12 protein-coding genes and 1 pseudogene are annotated in these 10516 nt (G+C 52.9%); 5 read left to right on the top strand and 8 right to left on the bottom strand.

Going from position 1 to position 10516, the window contains the following annotated elements; genetic code table 11:
• Positions 1-371, top strand: a pseudogene (locus IDH45_RS17790) (hypothetical protein); the annotation flags it as partial.
• On the top strand, positions 353-631 hold the full coding sequence (locus IDH45_RS17785; RefSeq protein WP_190929464.1) for a hypothetical protein: 279 nt from the start codon (positions 353-355) through the stop codon (positions 629-631). The pseudogene IDH45_RS17790 and the gene IDH45_RS17785, both read left to right, overlap by 19 nt.
• 284 nt (positions 632-915) lie before the next feature.
• On the opposite strand, the gene IDH45_RS17780 is transcribed toward IDH45_RS17785, so the two are convergent.
• The 4 genes from IDH45_RS17780 to IDH45_RS17765 form a co-directional block, all read right to left on the bottom strand.
• On the bottom strand, positions 916-1332 hold the full coding sequence (locus IDH45_RS17780; protein ID WP_317891231.1) for a MarR family winged helix-turn-helix transcriptional regulator: 417 nt from the start codon (positions 1330-1332) through the stop codon (positions 916-918).
• 210 nt (positions 1333-1542) lie between these two features.
• The gene (locus IDH45_RS17775; protein ID WP_190929463.1) at positions 1543-2460 is read right to left on the bottom strand and encodes a DsbA family protein; all 918 of its coding nucleotides are present in this window, start codon (positions 2458-2460) and stop codon (positions 1543-1545) included.
• Positions 2461-2479: 19 nt separating this feature from the next.
• On the bottom strand, positions 2480-2794 hold the full coding sequence (locus IDH45_RS17770; RefSeq protein WP_190929475.1) for a winged helix-turn-helix transcriptional regulator: 315 nt from the start codon (positions 2792-2794) through the stop codon (positions 2480-2482).
• Between the two features lie 135 nt (positions 2795-2929).
• On the bottom strand, positions 2930-3337 hold the full coding sequence (locus IDH45_RS17765; RefSeq protein ID WP_190929462.1) for a hypothetical protein: 408 nt from the start codon (positions 3335-3337) through the stop codon (positions 2930-2932).
• A 119-nt stretch (positions 3338-3456) separates the two neighbouring features.
• Here IDH45_RS17765 and IDH45_RS17760 point away from each other — a divergent pair, with 119 nt between their 5' ends.
• Positions 3457-5094, top strand: coding sequence for an immunoglobulin-like domain-containing protein (locus IDH45_RS17760; RefSeq protein ID WP_190929461.1), 1638 nt, complete (start codon positions 3457-3459; stop codon positions 5092-5094).
• 220 nt (positions 5095-5314) lie between these two features.
• On the opposite strand, the gene IDH45_RS17755 is transcribed toward IDH45_RS17760, so the two are convergent.
• Positions 5315-6367, bottom strand: a complete 1053-nt coding sequence (locus IDH45_RS17755; RefSeq protein ID WP_190929460.1) for a CobW family GTP-binding protein — start codon at positions 6365-6367, stop codon at positions 5315-5317.
• A gap of 244 nt (positions 6368-6611) precedes the next feature.
• On the opposite strand from IDH45_RS17755, the gene IDH45_RS17750 reads away from it, so the two are divergent.
• Complete coding sequence (locus IDH45_RS17750; RefSeq protein WP_190929459.1) at positions 6612-6812, top strand: hypothetical protein; 201 nt, start codon at positions 6612-6614, stop codon at positions 6810-6812.
• A gap of 189 nt (positions 6813-7001) precedes the next feature.
• Here IDH45_RS17750 and IDH45_RS34120 read toward each other — a convergent pair whose 3' ends face one another.
• The 3 genes from IDH45_RS34120 to nrdR all read right to left on the bottom strand — a co-directional run bounded on the left by IDH45_RS34120 (position 7002) and on the right by nrdR (position 9856).
• Complete coding sequence (locus IDH45_RS34120) at positions 7002-7235, bottom strand: hypothetical protein (protein WP_223836751.1); 234 nt, start codon at positions 7233-7235, stop codon at positions 7002-7004.
• Positions 7229-8647, bottom strand: a complete 1419-nt coding sequence (locus IDH45_RS34115; protein ID WP_223836750.1) for a methyl-accepting chemotaxis protein — start codon at positions 8645-8647, stop codon at positions 7229-7231. Before IDH45_RS34115 ends, IDH45_RS34120 begins: the two co-directional genes overlap by 7 nt.
• Positions 8648-9382: 735 nt before the next feature.
• Entirely contained in the window at positions 9383-9856 is a 474-nt protein-coding gene (gene nrdR, locus IDH45_RS17740; protein ID WP_190929458.1) for a transcriptional regulator NrdR, read from the bottom strand.
• A 405-nt stretch (positions 9857-10261) separates the two neighbouring features.
• On the opposite strand from nrdR, the gene IDH45_RS17735 reads away from it, so the two are divergent.
• Complete coding sequence (locus tag IDH45_RS17735) at positions 10262-10483, top strand: alpha/beta-type small acid-soluble spore protein (RefSeq protein ID WP_190929457.1); 222 nt, start codon at positions 10262-10264, stop codon at positions 10481-10483.
• Positions 10484-10516: the final 33 nt, after the last annotated feature.

The raw sequence follows: 10516 nt of genomic DNA, 5'->3' as shown, positions 1-10516 counted from the left end.
TCCCCGAATATCCACAGGTATTCAAGGACTGGGAAGGCAAAGCCTCGCTGATGAGCATGCGCGCATTTCCGACTCCTGAGGAGATCGTCTTTACAGGCGCCAAAGGCGTTCTCACACACTGGAAGACGGAAATCAAACGCGGTGTAGGCATCAAGAGGGCAGAGCGGCTCTGCGCGACTGCAATGGCCTCGATCGGGCTTACAGAAGGACTCGCAGCAGCCAGAATTGAACTCTCCGCGCTGCTAGAACAATACGATTTGTTCTGCAGCCAAGAAGAAACGATCATGGCGGAAGTCTTGAAAATCCTGGAGAAGGCGCCGGCTACCGCCTGCAAGCGGCCGGAAGCTGGCAGTTGGAAAGCGATACGCTGAGCGGCGGCAGCTCGGCGCACATTTACGTTTATAACACCGCCCCCTTGAGCGGACCGGTTCTCTTTCGTTCCCCCTGCCTGGGAGCTGGCAATCCGGTTTACAAGGACGGGGCCGTTTCCCCCGGACTGCTGCAGGTGATCGATTACAGCGTCGAAGGCCATGCCCCCCTGACTGCCGTCACGTTCGCCTCCGCTGCCGTAGCCGCCCGATCCGCCGTCTCTCAAACGTTTACGGTCGAGGGAGTGGAATACGGCTGGTAGATCGAAGCGATGCCGCTTGCCGATATCGTTCCGCTTCTTTCGAGCTTGCGCAAACAGTGCCGGCTTGGTTCGCGTCACCTTGCTCAACCCCGGGGATTCGCCTGTAACGGTGCCTGATAGTGCGATTCGGCTTCGAGTCGTCCGCCATATGGTGAAATAGATGCTCCCATGAAAGGAGCGCATACAAAAAAGGGTGCAGCCTCCTCCCGTCTCGGAGCGGTTGTACCTTTCTTGCTTCAAAGCGCTATATATGCGGCCTTGCCGAAGGCAGTCAGCCGCTCCTCTCATTCGACAATCCGGTCCATCAGCTCGTTGACTTGCTTGAACACGTCCGCGATCGTGCGCAGCTTCTGCGGCGGGATTCGCTTGAAAATTTCACTCACCTTCTCTTCCCCGGCCTCGGTTAAGGCGACCATCACCACCCGACGGTCTTCCTTCGTCCGAATCCGGCATACAAGCCCCTGATCCTCCAGCTTGTCGCACATCGAGGTCACCGCGCCGGCCGTAATGAAGAAGCGCTCGGAAATATCGGTAATCCGCATGCTCCCGGTCAATTTCAAATCCATCAGCAGCGTGATATGATTTTGCGACAACACGTCGTTACGCGTCAACAGCTCCACAAACGTTCTCGATTTTTGCTGCACCTGCCGCATCTCCGACATAACGGCCTGAATATCGATATACTCCGGACGATCCTCCACGGTTTGAACGGCCCCCTTTTTATTTGAAGAGTTATATATTCAACTTTCTAAAATATAAAGAACCGCCATCCGTTAGTCAAACGAAAGCATCCTTATGCATGACTTTTTTTACAACAGACGGAAATTGGGTTAGCCAAATAAACGCCAAAAAGCCCCCTTACTCCAGTTGCAGTAAGCAGGGCGCCCTCGGCTTCTATTCCATACCTAGCTTTATGTTCGCTCCAAGTAGACTTCACCTAACATTTCTTTCACGGTGCTGCTTCCCGCCAGCAGCTTTTGTTCGATATAGGAACCGACCTCCTGCTGCTCCAGATCGTACAGAACCTCGATTTCTTTGGAAAACAGGCGTCCTTCCTTCTGCAGCAGCTCGTCCAGTTCAGGAACCGGCTTCGCTTGCAAGGATTCGGTCTGCAGCGCCTGCTTCAGTCCCGCAACGTAAGTGTCAAGCGGCCTTGCCCCGACGATCTTGACTCCCTTCCGCTCTTCGTTCACGAGTACGATCGTCGGAAATCCGCGAACGCCCAAAGACCGGGATAACGCAAAATCCGCCTCCAGCATCGCCTGCGTCTCGGGGCTGCCTGCTTCCTCTACGATCGCGGCGCCGTCCAGTCCCATAACATTGACGATATCCGTTAACACCTGATCCTGCCCGATATTCCGATTCCATACAAAGACGGCCTCCCGGGCTTTGCGCAGAAATACGGAGGCGAGCTTCTCGTCTTTTTGCTGAATCACCTTATAGACGCGGGACGGCGGATACGACGACAACACGGGGTTATCGAGCCATAAGGAACCGTCGATCGGCATACGCGAATGCTCGCCGACCTCCCTCCAATGCCCCGCCACATCGGCAGGACGGCTGATTCCGTTGCCGGCGTCGGCGAAGCCGTTCCAGCTTGCGAGCAGTCCCCCCATCACCGTGCGGAACTGGACGTAGTGCCCGTACTGCGTCTCAAACCTCCGCAGTACCGGCTCCAGCGCCCAGCAGTGCGAACAGATCGGATCGGTTACATAATAGAGCTGAACCTGGCGCTGCGGCTCGTTCAAATCGATTGTCTCCACAGCGTCTTCGCCGGGATCGCCGCATACTCCCGTTTCCAGATCGCATATCATATTGTTGTTGTTCATTGTATGCTCCCCTTTCAAGTTATCGGTCACGATATTGCAAGGCCCATTGTTGAACCGGCCCCAGCGCCGCTGTCAAAGCCCGCCCCTTCTCCGTCAGCCGGTAGGTGATGACGACGGCCGGCTCGGCCGTTACTTGTTTCTCGAGAAACCCGTTCTCGGCCAGCTCGGTTAATTTCAAAGAAAGAGCTCTCGGCGTAATATCGGGCAAGTCTTTCAGTATCTCCGAGAAATGGGCGGCACCGTCCGGGCACAGCGACAAATCGTGCAGGATCAACCCGTTCCACTTCTTCCCCAAAATGCTGAACGCATATTCCAGGTACGGACAAACTTGAATAAGTATCGCCCCCTTATATACTTAGTATATCAGATATAAAAAATATATCAAGTGATGTTCAACCTTTTTGACCGTTAAGTCCGCCCCACCCCGGTCTGCCCTACAAAATAACGATCGGACCGAACAGATAAGCATTCAACCGGGTCCGGGAAGCAGCTTCACGTAGATGCCTGCGTTCGGTTCGGGATGGCCTTGCTGCATATAAACGTGCCGTTTGTTCACGTCACCGCGGAACACCCATACTCCGTTTGCAATGACCTTTAAGTCTTCCAGCAAATAGATGTAACCCTCTCCGTCGTTTATAAAAGTCCGGTGATGGGGCCGCGCCGAAGAACTGGTCACGACGTTATCGACATTGCAATCGATCGTCAGCCGCTTGAGCGACATTCCGCAATATCTGATTCGGTACAGGATGGGTGAAAGCGTTCCGGTTACACCGCCGTCCGCTGCACTCCCGTAGACGCTGTCCGTTATGCTGCCGGCAAGCGAACTTCCTTTTGTAAGCATAGTGCCTGTAACGGCGAGCGTTCCTGATGTGTTCATAAAAGAACGGATGGTAAACCGCCCACTTTTTTCCTCATTACGATATCTCACCCCCCAATATATAGTAACGTAAACGAATTACGTAGTATTCAAGAAAAGTAATGGGGAGGATACGCAGGATGAAGAAGAAAATATTGATCTGCACGGCGGCTTTCACCTTGTTGATGACCGGCGCCGCTTACGCCAAAGCGGACCATCCGAACAAACACGAAGCGAAAAAGACCGGTCTGGAAAATGCACTGGAACGCGGGAAGAAAAACGACACTGCCCGGGAGGCCATACGCCGGGCGATGGAGCGTAAGCTCCAGCATTCCGACTTGACGGAGGAGCAGCGGGTTGAAGCGGACAAAAAAAAGCTGGAGATCACATTCGGCGGTACGGATTCCGCCAATCATGTTACGCAGCCGTTGGCTTTGCCGCTTGTAGGTTCACACGGTTCGACGATTTCATGGACATCAAGCCATACTTCGGTTATCTCGAACGACGGATTAACCGTCAATCGACCTGCAGTCGGCCAGGGTGACGCAGCCGTCACACTTACGGCAACTATCCGTTACGGGGAAACAACTGCCGTCAAAACGTTCCATCTGATCGTGAAACAGCAAACGACGGACGCTCAGCGGGTGGCAGCCGATAAAGCCGCAACAGCAATCACGTTTAGTAGCGGGGATACAACGGATTCCGTTACAAAGCCTTTGACACTGCCGGCTAGCGGGCCGAACGGCTCCACGATCACATGGACGTCCAGCAACGCTTCCATCATCACAAGCGACGGCAAAACGGTTAACCGGCCGTCTGCGGGACAAGGCGATGCCGCCGTAACGCTTACGGCTACAATTACTTACGGGACTGTTAAGGATACGAAAACATTCGCTCTGACCGTCAAACAGTCGTTTACGGACGCCCAGCGTGTTGCCGCCGACAAAGCGACGCTAGCCGTTACTTTTAGCGAAGGGGATACGGCAAGCAGCATTACACGCCCGTTAACGCTGCCGGTGAGCGGGCCGAACGGCTCTGCGGTAACCTGGATCTCCAGCAACGCATCTGTCATCTCGAATGACGGCAAGATCGTGAACCGTCCTGCCGTCGGCAGCGGAGACGCTTCCGTCGTCCTGTCGGCCGTTATCACTTATGGAAGTTCTTCGGATATTAAAACGTATACTTTGACGGTCAAACAGCAATTGACCGATGCGCAGCGCGTAGCGGCGGATAAAGAAGCTTTGGCTATCGTATACGGAGGCTCGGACTCGGCATCTGCCGTCACGCAATCGTTGACGCTGCCGGCTTCGGGCGTGAACGGTTCCGCGATTACGTGGGTTTCCGCCAATCCTTTCATCATCTCGAACGACGGCAAAACGGTTAACCGGCCGGTGGCCGGACAAGGGGATGCGACGGTCGTACTTAACGCGATAATCTCGGCAGGGGGGTACTCGGATGCGAAATCGTTCACTCTGACCGTCAAGCAGCAATTGACGGATGCGCAGAAAGTAGCGGCAGACAAGGAATCTTTGGCTATCGTATATGGAGAAGCCCAATCATCATCGAATGTAACCGGATCGATCACTTTGCCGGCAAAAGGGCCATACGGCTCGAATGTTCAGTGGGTATCCAGCAATACTTCGGTTGTCGCGAGCGACGGTACCGTTTCCCGGCCGGCCGCAGGCAGCGGGGACGCCTCGGTTGTACTGACGGCGGTACTTACTAGCGGCGGTCACGCCGACACGAAAACGTTCGTGCTAACCGTAAAACAGAAGTAAGAAAAGCTTGTAACAAACCCTTTCCACGATGAATGAACCTGCGTTAGCGGAGGCTTTTCTTAGTAAAAAATGTTGCATTTTACCGTTTTAACGCTTTAGTAAACTTAAGCATGCTATAACGTTAAACAAGAAACCTCCAACCCACTTTAGTGGAATTGGAGGTTCTTTTAGCCCGCCTTCTATAGATACGCCTCATAGTTTGCCAGTTAGCCGCTATCGCTTAAGACTCGCTCAAAGCCCGAATGTCCAGCTCCAACTTCACTTTGTCGAAGTGCTCTCCGATAAAGACGGCCACATCGGGAACGACGCCCTGAGGCATAATTTTCATCAGATCGAGCTGTTTGTAGGCGTACTGGAACATGAACCGGGAGGCGGTATCCGTGAACGTCAAAATGCCTTTGGCCCGGTATACGCCGTCAGGCAGGCGGCCCATCATCGTTTCGAACCGTTCGCTGTCGATCGGACCTTCGAAATAATGCGTATACGCCATCACGTGCTCATGGGTATGGTGGTGCTCGGGATGATGCGACGGTTCCGAGCATTCCGAATGATCGTGCTCATGTACATAGTCATGCTCGTGAGCCGCTCCGCCACAGCAACACGAGGGGCCCGTCTCATCGGAAGCAGCAAGGACGGAACTATGATTCGCCACAGAGCCGCCTTCGGCGGGTTCCTCCAGCAGCCCGATCCCGATCTCCGCTCCTACCGTACGGTAGATCGGGGCGTATCCGTTCCATTCGCGGACGAGCCGCTCCATCTCCCCCGTGTCCGCTTCCGGGAGCAGGTCGGTTTTGTTCAGCAAAATGACCGAAGCGCAGCTAATCTGCTCCTTCATAAGCCGGTACGTAGAACCTTTTCCTTTCCGCGCCCACTCCTGCAAATGCCCGGCATCCACAACCGTGACGATCCGCCTCAGTTCGACCCGCTCCAGCATCGACGCATCCGTCACCGCATCGATAATCTCAAGTGGATTGGCCGCGCCCGTCGATTCGATCAGGATCATATCCGGATCGTGCTCCTGAATCAGCTTCAGCAGCTCCGTACCCAGGTCGCCCCGCACCGTGCAGCAGATGCAGCCTCCAAGCATCTCAGCCATACGCACGTCGTCTCCAAGCTCGATGCCGTCGAAGTTCACTTCGCCCAGCTCGTTCATCACGACGGCCGGCTTGCGGCCTCCCGCTTCCGCCGCTTCCAGCCATCTTTTCAATAAGGTCGTTTTCCCGCTGCCGAGAAATCCGGATAACAGGTAGACTGGTGTCGGGTTTCGTTTCATATAGGTTCACCGTTTTCAATTAGAAGTATGTTGGATAAAGTTGAACGGGCGACCAAATACTTTTTCGTTCCGATCAGTCAAGAAAGGCGATTCGTCCGTTCAACTATTAATTTAACATTAAAGAGTTACACCCGTTTTGTCAAATTAATAGTAATAATTATCATTACATTCACGCAGCCCATCAAGTTCCAAGCATGACGGTCCGAAAGCCCGGGCAATATACGGGAAAAAGGAGGGCTGCCTGATGGAACACGAAGAAATCGAAGCGCTTGAGCCAAAATATACAGGCAATATGCGGCGCTTAACCGAAGGCGAAGCATATGCGATCAAAAACGATCCCAATTACCGCGGAACCGATGACGATAGTTTGCTGGAAGACATTCCGGCCGTGCTGTTGACGGGACTTACAAATACGCGGAGCAATTCAACGACCAACGGTTTATAAGTTTTGTTTAGTGGATTTGGGGCTTCTCCAAATCATTTGGCGATTTTATTAGCTTCACGCAGAACCGATTCCCCCCGAGCAAAGGACCTCAGCCTCCACATTACCGTGGAAATTGAGGTCCTTTCGTTTGCACAAATGGCGACATTCCATGTCATATGAGTTACTTTCGGGACACCGGTCTCCAGATTCTCAGGCCGGGCCGCTCTTGAAAGAGACATTCGTCGCACTCACTTTAAAAAGAGACAGCGAGGCGTTCAACTCTTCCGCCGACTGGGCCAGCGAATACGAGATCGCCGCCGTTTGCTCCGAGGCTGCCGCCGCCTCCTCGCTAGTGGCAGCGATCGATTCGACCGACTGCATCACCTCGCCGGTTTGAGCGGATTGTTGTTCGCTCGCCGCAGCGATTTCGGCTACTTTCAACATGCATTCTTAATATTATCAAACGCTTTCCCGGTTACAACCGATTTCTCAACACCGTCCGCTACCGATTCGACGCTTTGCTTCGTGTTGTACTGCATGCCCTTGATAATTTGCGTAATCTGCTTGGTCGCTTCGCTGCTTCGTTCCGCGAGCTTGCGGACTTCTTCGGCGACTACCGCAAACCCTCTTCCTACCTCGCCTGCTCGGGCCGCTTCAATCGCAGCATTCAAGGCAAGCAGATTCGTCTGCTCGGCTATGTCGTCGATCACCTCGATAATTTCGCCGATCCGGCCAGAGTCTTGTTCGAGCCGCGCCATCTGTTCGCTCACACGATTCATGCCGTTTATGGAGGCGGTAACCGCCTTGCCGCCCTCCATGGCGGTTTGTGAAGTTTCGTTCGTAAGCTCCGCCGCCTCTTCCGCTTTGCCCGCGACGTTATCGATCGCGGCGGACAGTTCCTTGAACAACTCGGCGATCGTTTGCGAAGCATTCGCCTGGGTCGTACTGCCGCTGGCGATCTCCTCCGTGCTGGCGGATATTTGCTGGGAAGCGGCCGCTACGCTTTGGGCCGTCTGCGAGATTCCCTCAATCAGCAGCTTCAGCCGGTCCACCATCGCATTAACCGCTACGCCCAATTGGCCGACCTCATCGTTTGTCCGGATCTGGATCTGTCTCGTTAAATCTCCCTCCGCAATCTGTTCCACGTTGGTGGCGATCTCGGCCAGCGGTCTGGTCAAGCTGTTGGAGAATACGGTGATAATCACCCCTCCTGCAGCAACAGCAATCACCAGCGTCACAATAATGACGTAAAAGATCTCATTGGCACCCTTGTTAAAATCGCTCATGTATGTGCCTGCGTTAATAATCCAGCCCCAGTTCGGCTCCATCTCCGAATAGTTGATTTTGGGAGCCGTCGTAGTCGGATCGTTTGGCAGCGTCCATTCATAAAATACAAAACCGCCGCCGCTTTTCCCCTTTTTCACGATTTCTTGTCCGAGCATAACCCCGTCGGGTGTTTTCGTGTCCCAGAAATTTTGACCTTCCAGCAACGGATGGGCGAGTACATTCGCTTTATCGTCATATATGAACATGTAACCGCTCTCGCCAAGATCGAACTTTTTGTTGATCGGGCGTTTGCCGTCGGCAGATTTCGCGCCGAGCATTTGCTGCTTGACCGTTTCTTGCGCTTCTTCCAGCGGCAGCAGCCCTTTTTTCACTTGCTGATCCAAAGCATTGATCATCGCTATTACATAACGGACGTCATTTTTGAGCTGGACTTGACCGCCAAGATCCAGGCTGGCTTTCGATTGATTATAAGCGATCATGCCGATGACAAGACTCGGCACAAGAAGGAGCAGCGAACATAGCAAAATTAATTTGGTACGAATCGACCGGAATCGGAACAGGGATCTCATAGTTGCAAAGTCAGCCACCTTTATGTAGTAGTCGGTCTAGTTACGGATGCTGTACATGTCTGACAGGTGCCATGCCATATGGCCTCTGGATGAAGAGATTCTAGTCGTTTTCCGCCGCTTAGACGTCTGAACAGCCCTACAACGAATAAGTCCGAAATGCTGGAATGCTCTGTTTAACCGCCAGCAATTCCACCGGCTTTAACCAAATTTTTTTATTTTCCTCCTTCCGATGGAGATGGATCTTACGAATCAGAAATTTTCGACACAATTCGATATAATTCGATTATTTTCCACATTTCAACCTTATAGTACATGAACATATACCTATTTATCAAATGTTTTTTGTCGATCTTTGTATTAAGAAAAGAGAAATATTGTCTACTGGGATAATGTTGAAAGGTAACAACGGCAAGGTTAAAATGGAATGACTCTCCTGGAGGGAGTTGCGGTTTCGGATCACTAGCGCAATGTGGTCAGACGACAACGTACCGGTTTTGTTAGGGAGGTGGAACGGAGTGAGTAACGTGTCCTGCTCTGCCACGCTGCGTTTGCAAAGCCATTTTTCATAAAGCGGGACGTTCTAGGGAAAACCGTCTGGTTCAAGGTATCCGGACGGTCCTTTGACGTGCAGCCCGCACGTTTGTGTAGAAGGGATTGAGTTTCCTGGCTCCAGTTAACGAAAAACAGCAGCCGCCATTGGACGGACTGCCGTTTATCGTCTTCAGTATGTCGTTGCTACTTGCCGGTTGGGTCGGTATGCTTGCCCAGCAACTGGGTCAGTTCCTTCATGAACATGTTGATGTCCTTGAATTGACGGTATACGGAGGCAAAGCGGACGTAAGCCACCTCGTCGACCGGATATAACTGCTCCATAACAATCTCCCCGATATCCCGGCTCGCCACCTCGGCATGAGCCTGGCTGCGCATTTCCTTCTCGACCTCGGAGACGATCGCTTCAAGCTGCTCCACCGACACCGGCCGCTTCTCGCAAGCGCGGATAAGCCCTCTGAGCATTTTGTCGCGGCTGAATTCCTCCCGGCTGCCGTCCTTTTTAATGACGATCAGCGGCGTTTCCTCGACCATCTCGAACGTGGTGAACCGCCGTTGGCATCTCTCGCATTCCCGGCGGCGCCGGATCGATTTGTTGTCGTTTGCGGGACGGGAATCGAGTACTTTCGTTCCGGAATAATCGCAAAAAGGGCATTTCATGACGGCTTCCCTCCTGAGACTTTTGCCTCTCAAGGCAAAAGTTACTTCGTAAGCATCTGCTGAGCAATTGCCTGTAGGCAATTGCTTACTTCGTAAGCATCTCCTGAGCAATTGCCTTAAGGCAATTGCTTACTTCGTAAGCGTTACTGACTTTTGCCTCTCAAGGCAAAGTCACTTTCGTAAGCACTCCGTTCCTCAACATCTCACCAGACATATGGCGAGGGCGCGCAGGCGTGCAATCTCTTTTGATAATCGTGTTCTCGAGCCCCAGCCTTGCCTAGCTGCTTCAACTCCCGCAATCCAACCTTCTAACGGAGTCGATAGCACATTACCATTCACTACCTGTTATGAACTGCCGGAATACGCACATAATACAGTTACAATCAAACAAGGAGGTGAAACGACATGGCACAAGGATCCCGTTCCAGCAACCAGCTTGTAGTTCCTCAAGCGAACGCCGCTCTCGACCAACTGAAATATGAAGTAGCTCAAGAGCTTGGCATCGCGATTCCACAAGACGGTTACATGGGTAACATGGCTACTCGTGACGCCGGTTCGATCGGGGGCAACATCACCCGCAGACTGGTACAAATCGCCGAACAACAGTTGTCCGGACAAGCTCGTTAATTTTATGTATCCTATCTGAGAAGTGCCGGGTAA

Source organism: Paenibacillus oceani (assembly GCF_014705615.1).
Taxonomy (GTDB): domain Bacteria; phylum Bacillota; class Bacilli; order Paenibacillales; family NBRC-103111; genus Paenibacillus_AB; species Paenibacillus_AB oceani.
Note: the sequence above shows the minus strand (reverse complement) of the source record. Positions and strands in the feature narration are given on the sequence as shown.

Excerpts from the sequence above, each read along its gene's own strand:
- IDH45_RS17775 (WP_190929463.1), bottom strand. The coding sequence starts at position 2,460 with ATGAACAACAACAATATGATATGCGATCTGGAAACGGGAGTATGCGGC.
- IDH45_RS17765 (WP_190929462.1), bottom strand. The coding sequence starts at position 3,337 with ATGAACACATCAGGAACGCTCGCCGTTACAGGCACTATGCTTACAAAA.
- IDH45_RS17760 (WP_190929461.1), top strand. The coding sequence starts at position 3,457 with ATGAAGAAGAAAATATTGATCTGCACGGCGGCTTTCACCTTGTTGATG.
- IDH45_RS17755 (WP_190929460.1), bottom strand. The coding sequence starts at position 6,367 with ATGAAACGAAACCCGACACCAGTCTACCTGTTATCCGGATTTCTCGGC.
- IDH45_RS17750 (WP_190929459.1), top strand. The coding sequence starts at position 6,612 with ATGGAACACGAAGAAATCGAAGCGCTTGAGCCAAAATATACAGGCAAT.
- IDH45_RS34120 (WP_223836751.1), bottom strand. The coding sequence starts at position 7,235 with ATGTTGAAAGTAGCCGAAATCGCTGCGGCGAGCGAACAACAATCCGCT.
- IDH45_RS34115 (WP_223836750.1), bottom strand. The coding sequence starts at position 8,647 with ATGAGATCCCTGTTCCGATTCCGGTCGATTCGTACCAAATTAATTTTG.
- nrdR (WP_190929458.1), bottom strand. The coding sequence starts at position 9,856 with ATGAAATGCCCTTTTTGCGATTATTCCGGAACGAAAGTACTCGATTCC.
- IDH45_RS17735 (WP_190929457.1), top strand. The coding sequence starts at position 10,262 with ATGGCACAAGGATCCCGTTCCAGCAACCAGCTTGTAGTTCCTCAAGCG.